At 39.9% G+C, this 17,784-nt stretch carries 17 protein-coding genes; 5 read left to right on the top strand and 12 right to left on the bottom strand.

Annotated features, from left to right (window positions below; genetic code table 11):
- The first annotated feature begins 22 nt into the window (after nt 1-22).
- Nucleotides 23-1,540 (top strand): hypothetical protein, encoded by a 1,518-nt coding sequence (locus IPK31_20140; protein ID MBK8090035.1) that lies wholly within the window; start codon nt 23-25, stop codon nt 1,538-1,540.
- Nucleotides 1,541-1,702: 162 nt separating this feature from the next.
- On the opposite strand, the gene IPK31_20135 is transcribed toward IPK31_20140, so the two are convergent.
- The 10 genes from IPK31_20135 to IPK31_20090 form a co-directional block, all read right to left on the bottom strand.
- Nucleotides 1,703-2,281, bottom strand: coding sequence for a CDP-alcohol phosphatidyltransferase family protein (locus IPK31_20135; protein ID MBK8090034.1), 579 nt, complete (start codon nt 2,279-2,281; stop codon nt 1,703-1,705).
- A 107-nt stretch (nt 2,282-2,388) separates the two neighbouring features.
- Complete coding sequence (locus IPK31_20130; protein MBK8090033.1) at nt 2,389-3,177, bottom strand: DUF1080 domain-containing protein; 789 nt, start codon at nt 3,175-3,177, stop codon at nt 2,389-2,391.
- A gap of 95 nt (nt 3,178-3,272) precedes the next feature.
- Nucleotides 3,273-3,647 (bottom strand): YccF domain-containing protein, encoded by a 375-nt coding sequence (locus IPK31_20125; protein ID MBK8090032.1) that lies wholly within the window; start codon nt 3,645-3,647, stop codon nt 3,273-3,275.
- A 78-nt stretch (nt 3,648-3,725) separates the two neighbouring features.
- Nucleotides 3,726-4,277, bottom strand: coding sequence for an AAA family ATPase (locus IPK31_20120; protein ID MBK8090031.1), 552 nt, complete (start codon nt 4,275-4,277; stop codon nt 3,726-3,728).
- Nucleotides 4,278-4,344: 67 nt separating this feature from the next.
- Entirely contained in the window at nt 4,345-6,075 is a 1,731-nt protein-coding gene (locus IPK31_20115) for a hypothetical protein (protein ID MBK8090030.1), read from the bottom strand.
- A gap of 145 nt (nt 6,076-6,220) precedes the next feature.
- Nucleotides 6,221-7,375, bottom strand: coding sequence for a beta-lactamase family protein (locus IPK31_20110; protein MBK8090029.1), 1,155 nt, complete (start codon nt 7,373-7,375; stop codon nt 6,221-6,223).
- 92 nt (nt 7,376-7,467) lie between these two features.
- Nucleotides 7,468-8,139 (bottom strand): sensor histidine kinase, encoded by a 672-nt coding sequence (locus tag IPK31_20105; protein ID MBK8090028.1) that lies wholly within the window; start codon nt 8,137-8,139, stop codon nt 7,468-7,470.
- Nucleotides 8,127-9,353, bottom strand: a complete 1,227-nt coding sequence (locus IPK31_20100) for a PAS domain S-box protein (protein ID MBK8090027.1) — start codon at nt 9,351-9,353, stop codon at nt 8,127-8,129. The genes IPK31_20105 and IPK31_20100 overlap by 13 nt, the downstream gene beginning before the upstream one ends.
- A 197-nt stretch (nt 9,354-9,550) precedes the next feature.
- Nucleotides 9,551-10,213, bottom strand: a complete 663-nt coding sequence (locus tag IPK31_20095; protein MBK8090026.1) for a DUF4395 domain-containing protein — start codon at nt 10,211-10,213, stop codon at nt 9,551-9,553.
- Between the two features lie 70 nt (nt 10,214-10,283).
- Nucleotides 10,284-10,433 carry a hypothetical protein gene (locus IPK31_20090; protein MBK8090025.1) on the bottom strand — a complete coding sequence of 50 codons (150 nt, stop codon included), beginning with the start codon at nt 10,431-10,433 and terminating at the stop codon, nt 10,284-10,286.
- A 3-nt stretch (nt 10,434-10,436) separates the two neighbouring features.
- Here IPK31_20090 and IPK31_20085 point away from each other — a divergent pair, with 3 nt between their 5' ends.
- The 3 genes from IPK31_20085 (at nt 10,437) to IPK31_20075 (ending at nt 15,023) form a co-directional block, all read left to right on the top strand.
- A complete protein-coding gene (locus tag IPK31_20085) occupies nt 10,437-11,024 on the top strand; it encodes a hypothetical protein (GenBank protein MBK8090024.1) in 588 nt (195 codons plus the stop codon).
- Nucleotides 11,025-11,073: 49 nt separating this feature from the next.
- Nucleotides 11,074-13,995 (top strand): caspase family protein, encoded by a 2,922-nt coding sequence (locus IPK31_20080; protein ID MBK8090023.1) that lies wholly within the window; start codon nt 11,074-11,076, stop codon nt 13,993-13,995.
- Between the two features lie 131 nt (nt 13,996-14,126).
- Nucleotides 14,127-15,023, top strand: a complete 897-nt coding sequence (locus tag IPK31_20075; protein ID MBK8090022.1) for a D-hexose-6-phosphate mutarotase — start codon at nt 14,127-14,129, stop codon at nt 15,021-15,023.
- A 170-nt stretch (nt 15,024-15,193) separates the two neighbouring features.
- On the opposite strand, the gene IPK31_20070 is transcribed toward IPK31_20075, so the two are convergent.
- A complete protein-coding gene (locus IPK31_20070) occupies nt 15,194-15,724 on the bottom strand; it encodes a hypothetical protein (protein ID MBK8090021.1) in 531 nt (176 codons plus the stop codon).
- A 119-nt stretch (nt 15,725-15,843) separates the two neighbouring features.
- Nucleotides 15,844-16,875, bottom strand: a complete 1,032-nt coding sequence (locus IPK31_20065) for a DUF1016 family protein (protein ID MBK8090020.1) — start codon at nt 16,873-16,875, stop codon at nt 15,844-15,846.
- A 371-nt stretch (nt 16,876-17,246) separates the two neighbouring features.
- On the opposite strand from IPK31_20065, the gene IPK31_20060 reads away from it, so the two are divergent.
- Complete coding sequence (locus tag IPK31_20060; protein MBK8090019.1) at nt 17,247-17,696, top strand: hypothetical protein; 450 nt, start codon at nt 17,247-17,249, stop codon at nt 17,694-17,696.
- The last annotated feature ends 88 nt before the right edge of the window (nt 17,697-17,784 follow it).

Below are 17,784 nucleotides of genomic sequence, written 5' to 3'. Positions count from 1 at the left end.
TTCATCCTTTAAATACATGGTTATGTCTACTAAAAATTCCCACATCCGCATAAGCAGCTGCTTGCTGCTTATCCTGCTTTGTACAAATTCTATTAATGCTCAAAAGCCACGGCTTATCATAGAACCGGCAGTACCTGTAACAGTAATTGGGTCTGAGCAAATACTGGAAAAAAGATCATTTTCCATTGGCAACCTTACTGAAACCATTCTCCGTTCGCCGAAAACACATAATGTGGTTCAGCGCACTTCTCAGTATGATTATAAAACTGCCGGTGGAGGTATGCGGATCGATAATTTTTATTTTGATAATCAACATCAATCTGCCTATTTAAACTCAGTTGTTTCAGATATCAATTCAATTCCCATCAGTGTTATTGAAGAAATAAGATCAGTGAATGTTATTCAGCAAGGATATAAATGGACTGATTTGCCCGGTTCACAAAGCTCTTTTCAGTACAACATAAATACTAAAAAGTACAGCCAGGTTACATTTGCACCCGGATATAAACTCCAATGGAAAGCTCCTGCTTACAGTGATATGGGGGCAACTGTTTCAAGTACGTTGTGGAAAGAGAAATTGAACAGGATCATGGAGAAAAAGACGGAGACGGAATCAAAAGCTGATGATACATACGGGGCAGGGGGAATTGCCGAGTATAAATACAAACCTTTTACAGGTTATAATAATGTTGAAACAGAAACCATTCAGTACAAATACTTAAATGGTACTGTACGTAAAGAAATTTACCGTGAGTATTACAGCGATGGATTTATGTATGAAGAAGTAACCTATTATGATTGTAACGGGAAACCTGTTCATTTCGACAGTTCAATGTATGATGATTACGGGGATGAGTATGAGTATACAGAAATTGAATACAAGAATGGAGTTGCTGTTGCCGGCTACCGTGATATAGAAGATGAAGACGAAGAAGGTTATTATGATTACAGGGAATATTATAATCCGCTTACCGGACAGTTTGAACAAAACAGAATGGGTGATGGTGGTTGGTCTTTTTATAAGCATTATCAATATGAAGGACCTTCTTTAAGTGTATGTGGAGATTTTCCCCGCAACCAGATATTTCTGGCAGGATCACTGCTGCGTGAAGACGCTAAGCCTGGCTTTAATTTGTATGGAGGATTACTTGAGTATACAAGATTTCTGAATCCAAAAATCGGTATTACTGCAGATATACGTTTTAATGCAGGATCAATGAACAGTACAAAATATACAAAGTTAAATTTAATGGCAGGAATCACTTATGTGCCGCTTAAAGATGCAGGGCTGGATGATCGTTATACCTTCTCTGTTCATGCATTGGCAGGGGTTGTAAACTTAAAAAGTAAATACAGCGGCGGTATGTACAGTAACAGTCAAACACTGTTTAATGCAGTTATTGGACCCAGGTTTGATTATAATTTCTGCAGCGGTCTTGGAGCAGGGATACAGCTTGAACTGAACCCGGTATTTCCAAAGGGTGGAGGAAATACATCTTATAATTTCAGTTCAGCTATTGGTGTTAGGTATAGTTTTTAAACTGATAAAAAACAGATTCATTTCAAACAATGCTTCTGCAGCAATACTGTTGCAGAAGCATTGCTGTTTAATATAAGGTTCAGTATGCCAGAAATTACGGACATTTATACAACCCGGAATTCTTCATGCAGGTTCTGTATTTCGTTTTGGTAACCGGTACTCTTAATGGGCAATCTTTTCCTGCTTCTTTTTTTTCAATACCCAATACAATCCTTTTACATTGGCTTCCCAGTTTGGCAGGAGGCTGACCATAATAATTTCTTCAATCAGTTCCAGCCCGGTAAGAATTACTGCTGCATAAAATAATGGAAGAACAGGCTCTGGCAAAAAGAAAACAAGAATCAGGAACACACCCTGTAAGATGGCAGCTGTTTTTGCAAAATAAGTATGGAAGCTGGTTATTTTGCCGTAGCGGATAAATGAATAAATGATCTGTGTAAGATGCAAGGCTAAAAGCAGACCAATAAGAACCATGTGCTGTTTGAGGAAAAGGGGTTTTATTACAATCAAGCCAACAATGGCCGCAACAATTAGTCTTGTGCCGAAGATGCTCGTTACTCTGAACTTTCTTGCCAGGAAACCATCAATGAAATCCGTAAAAAAACTGAAGACGAGCAGCCATTTAAAAAGATCATACTGTTTGAACAGCAGTATCAACAGTAAAACTGGCGCAGCAATAACCCTGTAAATGGTTATGCCGTTGATGACATAATAAGCGGGTTTATGTGTACTGCTTTTCATGGAGCAATTGTAAGATGAACTGCACAGCAGAATTTATTTACTCAACAATGTAAGTAAATAGTCTGATCAGAAAAATGATTGCAGGTTTCTTATTTCTTCTTCAGCATCTACAATTTCCTGATCCAGATATTTCTGAATTGTACTTTGGAATCGTGATCCTGTAAAGAAATCACATCTTCAGTATGTGCAGAATGGTAGTTGTGTAAGCCGGTATAATATGTAAGGCCGTGAATGGTTACATTGTTCTGCACCACTACACCATTATGTAACACGGTAATTCTTGCAGGAGCATCTAATTGTCCATCGGCTTTAAACCGTGGTGCAGTATAAATTACATCATACACGTTCCATTCCTGCGGGGTACGCATAGCATTTACTAACGGAGGATGATCTTTATAAATACTTCCTGCCTGGCCGTTACTGTAAGTTCTGTTGTTGTACGAATCGAGTATCTGCAGTTCATACCGGTTCTGAAAAAACAAACCACTGTTTCCTCTTGCCTGCCCGCCGTTTTCAACCGCATCAGGTGCACTCCATTCAATATGCAGCTGGCAATCACCAAATGCCATCTTTGTTTGAATACCACCAGAAGCGGGAACCACTTCGAAGTAATCGTTGTTGATTATTTTCCAGGGAGCAGGTTTTGATTTGTCTTTCTGACTTATCCACTGATCAAGATTTTTACCATCAAATAAAATGATAGCATCAGAAGGGGCTTCGCCAGTTTTTTTGCCGGGAGTAACCAGTTTTACTTCAGGGTTCCAGATCTCCGTCATTTCCGGTTTCATGGGCATTGGTGAAATTTCAGGTGGAGTATTCACATATGTTTTTTGTGCGGTAGAAACATTTGTACATAAAACAAAGAAGAGCATCAGGCTGGTTGATATTGATTTCATATAAAAAGTTACAAACGTTAAAAAAAAGCTGTGTTTATTTTCTTCTGTTACTTTCTCATCCCTCATTTTTAATTCTTCATTTATTATTTCTTTTACTATCCCTGCACAATCTTTTTTCCAAATGGCATCAATGAAATTTCAAGCAATTTAAAATGTTGCCTGCCCCAGGGAATGCCAATGATAGTAATATACAAAAGAGCACCCATTACAAGATGCGTAACGGTAACACACAATCCGCCAACTAATATCCAGATGATATTGGCCACAACAGACAGGCATCCAGTTTGACTTGTATTGCTCACCACCTGTTTGCCAAATGGCCACAGCACAAGACCTGCCAATTTAAAACACTGCAGTCCGAATGGAATCCCAACAATGGTGATGCAGAGAACGATTCCTCCAAAAAAATAACCCAGTGCAGCGAAGAAGCCGCCAAAGATGAGCCAGATAAGATTGCCAAGAAAGTTCATGTGTGCACTGTTATGTGAATGATTCTGCTAACTTAAATGAAATGTTGGAATCTATTAGTTAAAAATTTGCTGTCGTCCTTATTGTTTTATCAGTGTAAAGTTCTGCTTAGCGATTTTTGATAAACAATCTTCTCCCGTACAGGCGATGACAACAGTTCCTTTGAATTCTTTTATCCGTTGCAGGAAATAAGTCTGGTTACTGTTACTTTCTTTTTCTGTTGCTGTATTTGTACGCTTACCAAACAAGGCATCTGCTTCATCAAAAAACAATACCCAGTTCTTTTCTTCAGCTGTGTTAAATATGTGTTCCAGGTTTTTTTCCGTCTCGCCAATGTATTTACTTACTAAATAAGATAAGTCCACCCTGTACAAATCCTGTTTTTGCCGGGCAGCAAGCCAGCGCCCGGTATTGATGTTTGCATTTTTATCTGCACCATTAAAAATCAAATGCTGTTGCTTTGTAACACTGATTAATTTGGTCAGCTGATTTTTAACCGGTTCTTTTAGTTTGAGCAAACTGTCGCCCGGTAATATTTTTATATAACGGGCAAATGTTGTGTTATTATCAGCCTGAGCAAATGCTCCTGCGAAATAAACAAGACAAAAAAAGAAGAACACAGTTTTCAGCATGGTGTATTTTTTATAAATATAAAAAATCTGCCATTGCCGGTTGCAGAATAACAGCGACTTAATAAATTTAATTTGTACTTACAGCATATTTCAGCATGGCTTTATCACCCTTCGGCATTTGTGCCGATTGCGATACAATGATGTTACCCTCAATTTCTTTTTGGATTGCCGTTATCTTCACCTTTCCGGTAAAATGCCAGTACAGGTATTTGGTTGCTTTCATGCAGGGGCTTCCCTGTTTAATTAATTCAAATGTGCAACATCCCTCTTTGCATTTAGGAAAGCTGGTTTCTTTTACTCTTCCCTTTAAAATAAAATTTCCATAAGCATCAACTCTTCCCTGGAAATCGGTACACTCGGCCAGCATTCCATCCTTTGGATATTCCATGTGAAATTCGATGCTTCCTGTTGCCTGGTTTTTTTCATCAATGATGATGTGCAGATCTGAAAGGGTAATACTGTATTTCGATTTCATCTTACTGTTATCATCGCCAAATTCAACCTTCCCTTTATAATCACCTTCGGCCATTACTGCATCAATAACAATGAGACTTGCTGTTGCTGTTTCACCATTGGAAGCATTGATGGATACAATGTCGAGCCATTGCCGTTTATCCTGGTAATGAAAGATCAAACTGTCACCGGTTAAAGCAGAACGCAGGGTCATCAGTTCTTTTCTGCTTCCGGGTATGCAACTGTAAACATACATCAGCACATTCTCCGATTGCGTATTGTTTTTTACAATGATGGTTTTCTTTTTGATCTCCATATTTTTTAACCGGTAGATTTTTGCAGCCATATAGGGGATGGTAGTTGTAACTGTATCAGCTGTAAACTTTTCATCAAGCCTGATCAGTTGCGTATGTGCATTTCCTGCAAGGGCAGCAGGTGACGTGTCAATGGCGGCAAACCCTTTATTGTCGTAACACCACTTAATATAGTTATGATATTCCCGGCCAATGCTTACAGCTCCCAGTTCTTTTACATAAGTATCAAGCACGGTTCTGGTATAAGAAGTTTTATTCTGAGTGGGGCGAAAAAAGAATTCTTTGAAATCGGCATGTGCACCGGGCCTGTAATACAGTAGATAACTGAGAAAACCACCTGCTGTATACCAGTTGGGTTCTTCGTTGCAATCATCCCATGAACGGTGCAGAACGAATGAAAGATTCTGACTGCTTTCACCCGCATACTGCTCTGCTTCATACGGTTTGTTATTGGGAAAGACCAAACGGTCGGCCTGAACAGCCAAAGCTTCCCACCACCATTTGGTAGCCATACCTGCAGCTACAAGACTGTAGTGTTTCATGGTTACATAGTGCAGCAGTTCATGTGTGCAGGTTTTCTGTAAAGCAAGGGCTGTACTCATGCCACGTTCGGGTGGAACCAATGTGTTGATCTTAATACTGGCCGATGAGGTTTCGCCATCAATTGATTTTCCATTGGCGTCTTTGATATCTTCCACATAAATGAGAATCTTCAACAAAGTGGGGGCTGCTTTTTTTTCTTTTACTTCACGCTCATAAAATTCGGCTTCCTGCATTTTTGCTGTAAGACCAAGTGATACATATTTATCAAAGGCAGTCTGCAGGTAGAGACCCATATCCTGGATATAATAGGGAACGGCTGCTGTTGTATGCTTTGCCTGCAGCGAAGTATACCGGTGATCCTTATTCGATGGAACGTCAGACGAATCGTAATGAATAAGAAAGTTATCTGTTTTATAAACCCTTTGCTGCGCAAAAGATAACTGCACACCTGCAAGCAGAATGAGCAGGGAAAGAGGAAGGTATTTCATGCTGTGCTCTCCGTTTCATTGGAGCCACCTAATGTTAGGTGAAAGAAATTAAATGACCACTGAGATTTGTCAATCATTGCAATGATTTGCATCATTCAGATTCATTGTCTTTGCTGAACGTTCAGCTGCAAAGATTCCTTACAACTTAATTACCTGATATAAACGCATCATACAAACAGTTCACCGTTTTCCTGATTGTTGTCTGAAAGCCATCAGTATAACCGGGGTTGCACCCATTGGTAATAACAACGATCCCGAATTTTTCTTTTGGATGAAAAAACATGGTGCTGTACAGACCGTACGCTGAACCCGTATGCCCCTTCATTGTTTTTCCATTGATGAGATTGTCTGATGTCATAATGGCCATACCATATCCTTCTTTATCAGAAAGTTTCGTTTGCATTTCATGTGCACTCTTCTTCGATATGATTTTTGTTCCTTTTGAACGTCCCTGTTTCATGTGCATGATCATGTACTTTGCCAGGTCGGTGGCAGTAATCTTCATGCCACCTGTTGGGGAAAAGATGGGAGTGCTGTAGCCCATAACATAATTGGCAATTTCTTCACTGCGGGGATTATAAGCCGCAGGTGCAGCCTCTAATTTCTTTGTTGAATCATTGTATTCATAAATAGTAGCAAAGCGGGTTTTATCAAGTGAGTCAACACAGTAACCGCCATACAATCCGAGTGGATCGAGAATATGATGTTTCACATACTGATCAAAACGTTCACCAGAAATTTTTTCTATGATTGTACCCACCATATTATAATTCAGATTGCAGTAACGGTAACCTGTTCCCGGTTCGTAATCGCTGTAACAGTTTATCCAGTTAGGATTCTTTGCAGGATTGATTGCATCGAGTGTAAAATAGCCCTGGCTGTCGTTAATGCTTGAACGGTGCGATAAGATCATGCGGAGTGTGATCACTGTTTTGGGAAACCTGGGGTTCCGTACTGCAAAGTCAACCAGCTTGCTTACATCATCATCTAATGAAAGTTTTTTTGCTTCCACTAATTGCATAATGGAAGTTGCCGAAAAGGATTTAGAGATAGAGGCTATGCGGAAAAGACAATCATCTGTTAAGGGAGTATTCGATTCTACATCTTTCATACCGAAGGAATGCGTATAAATGATCTTTCCTTTTTTAACCACTGCAACTGAAAGACCAACTACATTATTTTGCTGCATAATTTCCTGAATGCCTGCTTCCGCTTTTTCTGTTTGTGCAAAACTGTGCAGGGAAACAAAGAGCAGGAGAAAAGCAGTGATAAAAAGCGGAAAGGGAGATGGTTTGGTCATTACAAAAGAATTAAAGGATAAATATCCGGCATTGTTAGTAGCCAGCCAACAAAGATTCAATAACAGGGATGCTGAGAGAGAAGAGGATGTCTTTACAAATCATTTTCTAAAGTAACCGTCACCTGTACATGGGTGCCTTCGCCGGGTTCACTGTGAATGCTGAAAACGCCGCCAATCATAAATGCCCGTTCACGCATACCAATTACACCCAGTGTTTTCCGTTGTGTAAGTTCTTCTATTGAAAACCCTCTTCCATTATCACTCACTGATAAGAGCAAGGTGCCATCGTGCAGATCAAGTGATGATTCAACCACAGTTGCTTTTGCAAAACGGGCAATATTGGTTAAACATTCCTGGTAAATACGGTAAAGTGCAGTAGCTGTTGCAGAAGAAAGTTGCAGCATGTCGAGCTCGGTATAAAAATTTACGTTGATGCCTGTTTGACTTTGAAATTCTTTTGCAGAAAGCTTCAATGCTTCTGCCAAACCGAGATCATTAATTACGGGCGGGCGGAGATCAGTAGATATTTTACGGATGGTATGAATGGTTTTATCCGACAACTCCATCATTTTTGCCAAACGTTCCTGTTTCTCTGCTTTATCTGCTTCTGCATTGTTCTGCAGCCAGCCCAAATTCACTTTTAACACGGTTATCTGCTGTCCCAGTTCATCATGAATTTCACGGGCAATATGCAGACGTTCTTCTTCACGCAGGTTTTCCATATGTTTGGTCAGTTCCCTTAACTGTGCATTTACCAACTGCACTTCTTCCTCAGCTTTTTACGTTCAGAAATATCCAGGCCTGTACCAACAACACAGGGCTGCCCGTCGTACATCATCCTTACGGCTGTAAATAACATGGGTATTTTGCGGCCGCTCTTGGTAACGAACAGTTCTTCTGCTGTAACACTACCTTTCTCAAAAACGGCTGCAATGAGTTGCTGCATGCGTTGTTTTTTTGTTTCTTCAAAAAAATCGAGAGGATGCATGCGTTCAATTTGCTGCTCTTCATAACCGGTTATTTTGGCAAAGAGGTTATTTTTTTTTAAGAGTGTTCCGTTGGAATCGAATAGATAAAAGATACCGGGAATACTGCCCAATACATTTTCTGACAGTTCTTTTTCCCGTTTAATCTGTTCTTCGGCCCTGTTTAAGCGGATGGTATTGAAACGGGTAATATAGATAAGCATGAGTACAATAAAAAAACCCATGAGCACAATGCCGAAGTTATGTACATACAAACCGTAGAGCTCGCCCTGTAAACGGAGCCATCCAAAGGCCAGGCTTAAAAAAATACTGATGATAAGTGCACGGCCATTTACTTTTGCGGCACTTGTTTTTTTAGTAAAAGGTGCCAAAAAACCATTTTCCGATTTGCCAAAGAAGACAGCGCTTATAAGCAGGAAGCTGATCAATACTGCAAGCAGCGACAATTTGGAATAACCGTTAAAGGAAACCGATTTTCCCAACTGGAAAAAATACCCCATTACAATGATGAAGGAAACACTCCACAGCGGAATAAGCAACAATTCAGTAATGAACTTTTCTTTTTTATACGCAATGCTCAGCAATACAAAGGGCAGTACCAAAAATTGCAGGGCCGAACCAAGCGACATACGGCCGGGGTAGTTTGCAACGGGTGTAACAGCATCTTTAAAAAACAATTCATCAATGCCTGCATTAAAATGAAAAGCATATTCAGCAAGCGTAATACAGCTGATAAGCAAAACAAGCAGTGCAAGAACCAACGCAGTTCTTTTCTGTTTACCGAGAGTGATGAGCAGGAAAGAAATGCCGGTTAATAAAGCTGAGAGTGCTGTATTGAATTTTGTTATTGACTGATGCATACCGTATTTCATGAGACCGGGTAAATCGGCCACCCATAAAAAAATCACTGCCAGCGAAAGCAACAGCGCTGTAACTAAACAGAGCAATGAGATACGGGTGAAATTGCTTTCTTTGATTGTAGTAAACGGCATGGTACGGTTTAACGAACGTAAAACTCGTGTATTCGATTTGATTTTATTGTACCATATAAATAAAATAAGTGGAAACAGGTAGTTGCATGTAGCAGGGCAGGGGAAATGGTTGTAGCAGCATTGCAGTTTACTCACCGGAAGGATTCGTTCAGGAGGCCACAAGCCTTCCTGTTGTCAGGCAATAATGAACAGGCATCTTATTTCTTTTGCGCATTCCCAAATATTCCAAACAAATCATAGGGCTTTTCTTTAAACTTTTCATTGAACAGCGATGCAGTAATAAAAATGTAAGCAATAAAGCCTGCTACAATCAGTAATTGAACAAGAGATGTTTTTTGAATGTCCTGTTTTGCTTTTACATCGCACACTTCACCAGGGCAGTACTGGGCCTTTTCTTTATACACCCACTTATAAACAATACATCCCAGGCAAATACCAAATGCTGATTCAAAGAACAGGAAGATGAGGCAGATTAAACAAACAATACCTGTTATGGGGCTGTATGAATTTACCAGCACCATAAAAATAAACATGGTGAATGAAAGCACCAGGCCAATGATCCATGCGAATTTTTTTTGTTTTGCACCCACATATTCGGGGTTCTGGTTTCGTACAATCAAGCGCCCGATGATTAAAGTAGGCGCATATTTGGGGTTAATAAACACACGGATGATAAAATCGGTGAGAAATAAAGTGATGACATACTTGATGGGTACAAAATTATTCTGGAATATGATCATCATTAAAGAAATGAATGTGGCTAAGAACAAAATACCTGCAGCTGCCCTTATTTCACGTTCATTTAAAACTGGAATGTTATAACCTGCTACTTCCTCTCCAAACTGAATTGTTTTACGCATGGTATTTTTTTGTGGTTGATGGTGAATGCAAAGATGGGGGTATTTCTGATTGCTAATCAAATGTGGCTTTTTATTTATCACTGCTTAAACCGGCCCGCCACAATCGCAAAGAAACAGGTGGATAACTGACCATGGACATGCGGATAAACTGAATGCTGCTGGCTTTATTTTTTGTCTGATGAAAATCATTTCCTGCTTTATTGGGGTGAAGTAAGTTCATGCAATGAAAACGCTTTTAACTGCCACTGCACTTTTTTTGGCTATCAGTTGCTTTGCACAGGAACCTAAACTGATGTTACCCGATGGACACACTGATTATCCTGAAAAGATTATTTATGACAGGAATCTTGATGTTGCAGTAACATTCGGCGGGTTTAGAGATCAATCAATCAAAGGGTGGGACAAGAAAACAGGATTACTGCTTTACACAATTGACAAAGGAAGAACGCCTGTTTATCATTTGCCGACTCAAAGAATAGTAACTGTTTTAAGTGACAAGGTTGCAGTATTGTACGCTTTAAAAACAGGAAAGGAAGTTCATCGTTTTTTGGAAAATGCGGCCACTTTTTATTTATTCAGCTTTACACCCGATGGAAAAAGTTTACTGGCTTTTTCATCCATATCTGACAGTACCTTTCTGCATTTGTATGATTGTAATACAGGGCAACATATATACAAACTGTTTTGTGGTGATGGAGGTATTACCCCGTGGGCATATCCACAATTGCTTATTACTCCCAACGGTAGAGAAGTTGTTACTACCACGGCAAAAGACCCGGGAGTAAAATTATGGGAGATAAAAAACCGGTAAGCAGCTGCATGTTTTTTCAGGAAATAAAACAGAGATACTCACATTTTCTATGAGTCCTGACGGATCGAAAGTATATTCTTATTCATGGCGTGATTCAACCGGTTTTATTTGGGATATCAAAAACAGGAAAGAAATCAGCAGACTGAAAGTTGAAACAAGTTTGTTTTCTGCATTTGCCGGAGTATTATCCAACAATAACCTTTACCTCATTACACAGAACAAAATCATGCCCGAAGAAATTGCTGTATGGGAGGTGAGTACTGGTAAGAAACTGTACGAATTGGGGAAAGGGGATGATTATGACAGAAAACAATATCCGGCCATGGCTGTTTTCAATAATGCTGGTAACAGTATCCTCTGTAATGATAAGGGATGGGTAACCCACTTGATGAACCTGAAAACAGGCAGGATACAATTGACTATTTCCGATTCAAGTAAAATTGCATTTCGGGATTCGGCACAAACCATTCCTTCAGCAGCTACTGAATTTTCATTTTCGCCCAATGGTGAATATATCATTACAAGAAATATTCATGAAGTGTTGAAAGTGTGGAACGTAAAAACCGGGAAAATGCTGTATTCTTTTGGAATCGGTGATGCAGTTATCGCTTTTCAGTTTTCAATTGATGGAGAATATTTGCTGGTAAGAAGTAAAATGAAAATAAATGTATTGGATCTTGCAACGGGTAAACTAATTCAAACCTTTTCTGTAAAAGGGCATACAACGGAAATAACTGCATCCTGTATCAGCAACGATCATTCCCTTCTTGCAACTGCAGGAAAAGATTATCACATCAGGTTATGGAACCTGCAAACCGCACAAATGATGAAAGTAATGAGCGGACATTCAACACTAATTCGGGCAATGAATTTTAATCCGGCTAAAACTATGCTAGCAACAGGTGTTGAAGGAAAAGCTGCCTGTACATGGGATATTGAAAAGGGCTGGGTTGACAAAAAATTTGAACACGGGCACCAGGTGACGGATGTTTCATTCAGTGCAGATGGAAAAACATTGCTGACAGCATCAGCTGATAGTTTTGTAAGGACATGGAATGCTGAAACAGGGAAACTGATGAATAAGATGCGGCATAATGGTTCTGTTTTTTCGGCAAAGTTCAGTCCTGATGGGAAGCATATCATTTCCGGATCGTATGATAAAACAGCAAAAGGTTGGGATGCAGTAAGTGGTCAGATACTGTTTACATTAAATCATACAGGTTGGGTTGATGCAGCTGCCTATTATCCTGACGGAGAATCCATTTTAACACATGACATAACAGGAAAGTATTTTGTATGGAACAGTGATTTCCGTAAGGATAAAATGGAACTGATTGAAGAACACGGAGGCACAGGTCTTTCATTTACCTGGCAGTTAACTCCCGATGGTAAATATGATGTGGCATGGTTCAGGGATACATTATGGAAATGGAACAGAAATACAGGTAAGCTTCAGAAAAATTATTTCCCCGATGGTAAGTATAAGATGAATTTCAGTAACGATGGGAAATGGCTGTATACAAACGCCGGTTCAGAACTAAAGTTTTATTCAGCCAACGATTTTACATTCAGGTACAGGATTGTTGCAATTGACAGTGCTGATTATTTTACACAACTCCCTTCCGGCTATTACCAGTGTACACCTGCAGCTGCCAAACAATTGCATTATGTAACCAAAGACCAGAAGATCATCACTTTTGATCAGCTTGATGTAAAATATAACCGTCCCGACAAAGTACTGGAAGCAATTGGAAATACAGATACTGCTTTTATCAACTCCTTTAAACGGGCTTATATTAAACGCATTAAAAAACTCGGTATCGATACCGCACAGTTTACGGATGGATACAGCGTGCCTGAAGCTGATTTTGTAAACAGGGAACAAATTACTTATCAGCAAAAAAAAGAAGTACTGACAATCAGGATTCATGCAGCCGACAGTATGTACAGGCTCGATCATTTTAATGTATGGATCAATGAAGTGCCGCTGTTTGGGTTAAAGGGCATCAGCATCAAACATCGCCGCAGCAAGTTATACGATACAACCATTGCCGTGCATTTATCGCAGGGCGAAAACCGTATTGAAACATCTGTTACCAATGTTAACGGAACAGAAAGTTATCATATGCCCATGTATGTGAATTATACTCCTGTAAAGGCTGTTACAGAAACGGTTTACTTTACCGGTATCGGCATCAATGAATTTGCCGACAGTACACATAACCTTCGCTGGTGTGTAAAAGATATCCGCAATTTAGCACTGAAGCTGAAAGAAAAATATCCCGCAATTGTAATTGATACATTATTCAACAAAGATGTAACCATCAGCAATGTGCGCCAATTAAAACAACGCTTACTCAAAACCGGCATTAACGACAAAGTGATTATTGCCTACTCAGGTCATGGTATGCTCAGCCGGCAGTACGATTATTATCTGTCTGCTTACAATGTAAACTTCAGTGAGCCCGGTGAAAACGGAATTGCCTATGAAGAAATTGAAAACCTGCTCGATGGAATTCCTGCACGTAAAAAGTTATTACTGCTCGATGCCTGTCACAGCGGCGAACTTGATAAGGACGAACTTTTGGCCATACAGGATAATAAACTGAAAACAGGTAACAGGGGTTTGCTGGTGAACCGTGGATCGAGTGAAGAAGGGAATAATCAACGAAGAACCGTAGGACTGCAGAATAGTTTTGAACTCATGCAATCCTTGTTTGTAAATGTAGGAAAGGGAACAGGTGCAGTTGTAATTGCAGCAGCAGGCGGTGTACAGTTTGCACAGGAAAGAGGCGATCTGCAAAATGGTGTATTCAGTTATGCGTTGCTTGAAGCGATGGAGCAATACAAAACCATAACTGTATCGCAGCTGAAAGCCTATGTTGGAAAGCGTGTTGAAGATATTACCAGGGGAGGGCAGCGGCCAACCACAAGAAATGAATTGAAAGAAACAGACTGGACAGTGTGGTGATAAAAAGAAGATTTGTTTTGGGAGGCCACCAATTACACAAATTGACACGATGCGACCCGCTTTTGATCAGGAGACTGAATTCTGCAACAGGGTAGGGAAAACCATAACCCCTACTTTTGCAAAAAAAGAACATGAACATTTCAGCATTGAATCAACAGTTTGGCAGTAAGGATCATTTGGATTTTTTTGAAGGACCCGGCTCTCTTCCCTGTGTAAAAATCAAGAATGCACATGCAGAATGCACCCTCTCTTTATACGGTGCACATGTGTTAAGTTTTCAACCGGCAGGCCAGCCTGATTTATTATGGATGAGTGATACAAGTGCGTTTGAAAATGGAAAAGCCATTCGTGGTGGTATTCCACTTTGTTTTCCCTGGTTTGGTCCGCATGACAGTGACAGCAGCAAACCTCAGCATGGTTTTGCAAGGTTATCAGAGTGGAAAGTAAAATCAGCACAGCAGTTACAGGATGGAAGTACAGAATTGGTGCTTACGTTAAAAGAGAATGAAGAAACCATGAAACTGTGGCCTTATTTATTTGAAGCAGAGCTCACAGTTATTGCAGGTGCTGCTTTTAGCATCCGTCTTCAAATTAAAAACACAGGCGATCAAACCTTTACTTATACAGATGCCCTGCATACCTATTTTAATATCAGCGATCTTACCAATATTCAAATCGCAGGATTAGCCGGTACTTCCTGGTACAATGGATTTGCATCCACAACAACGGAGCAGCAGGAAGAAGTATTAACCATTGCCGCAGAAGAAAACAGGCGCTATATCAATCATGAAAAGGATTGTGTTATAACAGACTCCGGGTATCAACGCAAACTCATTGTATCAAAAACAGGAAGTAAGGTGACTGTTGTGTGGAATCCATATATTGAAACGGCCAAAAATATTGGCGATATGCCCGATGATGGTTACAAAACATTTATCTGTGTGGAAGCTGCAAATGCTTATACCGATGCAGTTGTATTAGAGCCGGGACAACTGCATACGATATCACAAACATTCAGTGTGCAGTAAAATAGTTGATGTTACAGGGTTTGCGGCCACTAACCTGCCTGCCGACAGGCAGGTTACACGAATTTACACGAAAGGCTTCGACTTTGTTTGTGAGACCGAACCGGTGCATTGGTATGAGTTTATTTAATAAGTATTTTGCTGACGTCATGAGCGGGACTTTTAACCCAACCTCAAAACTTTTTTAACTGCTCAGCAATAATCCTTCCTGCTTTTTCTTTCAGTGGATAATCAAATGAGCCCATGGAAGATTCAATGCGGATGGAAGCAATGGTTCCCATTTTTATTTTTTCAACAGCAGAAGAAGACAGGGTATAAAATGCAAAGAGCCAGCAGCCATAACCCATCGAAGATTTTTTTGAACTGTAATCAGCACGGCTGGGTAAACTGATGACTGATCCATCACTCATGATTAATTTGGCAACCTGCCCTGCATAAATAGAAAAACTATTCGTTCGTCCCGTTTGTATAGAAAACTCCAGTGCAAAACCACTGGCATATTTCAACACCGTACTTTTTATGTAATCGCCAACGGTGCTTCTTTTATCCCGGCCTGACCCATAGGTATCACCGGCTGAAACAGAGAGCCGTTCTTCGCTGGTATAAAACACCGTGTCGCCGCTTTCTTTACTGATAGTATATTTTAATTTTCGCTGGGCGAAGGCGGTTGTTTGCAAGAGTAAACATATCAGTACATATTTCATGCAGTTGGTATTGTATTTTAAAGGTAGGAATGATTTTTTTTATACCCTGGTTGCTGAGAGCCAGGGTTCTATCTTCTTTAAATCTGTTTTGCCTTTGGATTGTACTATCGCTAATTCTATTATTTATCCAGTAATTTATTTCGTTCTATCCTTTCTTTTGCTTCTATCAGGATACTGTGTATTTTTTGTTCTAATTGTTTTTTGGGTGGCAGTTCTGTCCAGTATTCAGCTACCATTATACCGTCTTTGTACATTTCCAGTAATTCAATTTGCTCCCGGCTGCTTTCGGCACAAAGTATTAAGCCTACTGGTGACAACTCTCCTTCTTTCTTTTCGTACTTATCCAGCCATCTTAAATACAATTCCATTTGCCCTTTGTGACTGGCTTCAAACTTTCCTAACTTCAATTCTATGGCTACCAGGCGTTTTAAATTACGATGGTAAAAAAGCAGGTCCAAATGAAAATCTTCCCCGTCGATTATCATTCGTTTTTGACGATCAACAAAAGCAAAGCCTTTGCCTAATTCCAGTATAAATTGTTCTAATTCTCTTAAAATGACCTGTTCTAAATCTTTTTCCAAATATGTATTTTGCAATCCTAAAAAATCTAAAAAGTAAGGGTCTTTAAATGTATTGTGAATAGCAGGATGGTTGCCGGTATTTTGTAAATTAGCTATGCTGCTTCGTTCAAAAGCTTTCGTACTGATTTGTTTGCGTAAATCTCTTATACCTAATGTTTGGTTGGCAGATGCCCGGGCATAGTACAGTCTTGCCTCCTGGCTTTTGATCGGTAATAGTGTTACAAAATGCGACCAACTCAATTGTGTAGACAGTGTCGACACAATCTCAATATCGGTGAATAGCCCGGCAAACTGCATCATTCTTTGTACGTTTCTCAATTCAAAATTTTTGCCGTACTTATCCCTCAATTGTGCCGACAGTGTCGGCACAATTCGTTTTGCATACTCTGCCCGTTTGTTTTGCAGTATGTTTTCATTGATGCGTTTGCCTACTTGCCAAAACAGCAAGGTAAGGGTGCTATTGGCCTGCGCCACCACCTGCTGCTGGCTTTGCTCAATCAATAGGGCCAGCTCCTTCAGCAGGTTTGCTTCAGTTTGTATTACCCTCTTCTTTTTTACTGCTTTTGCCATGGCATATTATTTATTCTTTTTCATCACTTTCCAATTCCTTACCCATACGGTATTTTATATCCATAATTAATAATGAAATCAATACTGACTGTATAAAAATAATGAAATAACAGAGAAAGTACTTTGTGCTTTGTAATTGATGACGCTTCAAAGGCTGATGATTCTTGTTTACGTCTCCTACGCCTTGGTTCGTGTCTCACGAACCAAGTTTAATCACTTTTCCAGTTCGTGAGACACGAACCGGGGCGTTGAACTCGCCTGTGAAGAAAAGGACAATGGATATCCACCCAACGTTTTAACAAATCGTATTCAAACTTAGCCCGCCGTTTGCCATCTAATGGTTGTAATTATTCATCTTAAAAACAATCATTATGAAAAAAATTTTTACTTATTCAATTTTAGCTGTAATGGCAACACTGCTGTTTACCAGTTGTGTTAAAGACAGAGTATATCAAAACGACAACTCCTACTGGCTTTCACAGGAACGGGGCGATGTGATATACAGTAATAACAGCTGCGGGTACTATGTGGTAGAAACCAATTATGGCTATACCATCATCCGTAACCTGGATGGATTAAGGACTTACGACGGCGATGTGCTGTATGGCGACTTTGGCGCTTATGGCAGCCGTAATTTCTATAATTACACAGTGGATTTAATTACCAGGGGAACCGTGGTGGAATACGATCTTTCCTATAACGAAGCACTGGATGCCATTGATTATTATTGTCCTTTATTCAAATCCAGCGGGGCAACCATCAGGCAAAGTACCAATGCTGCAAAAAAAGTACAGCGAAACGCAGTTCCCGCCAAGCAATAAATTATTTTCTTCAACAACGTCTCTTACGGGACGTTGTTTTTTATTGCTGCGGAAGGTTTGGTATGCCACGAACCGGGAATTAGAGGAA

The sequence above is a fragment of the Chitinophagaceae bacterium genome (genome assembly GCA_016713085.1).
GTDB lineage: Bacteria > Bacteroidota > Bacteroidia > Chitinophagales > Chitinophagaceae > Lacibacter.
The sequence above is the reverse complement of the archived record's forward strand: the minus strand, read 5'-3'. Positions and strand labels throughout refer to the sequence as shown.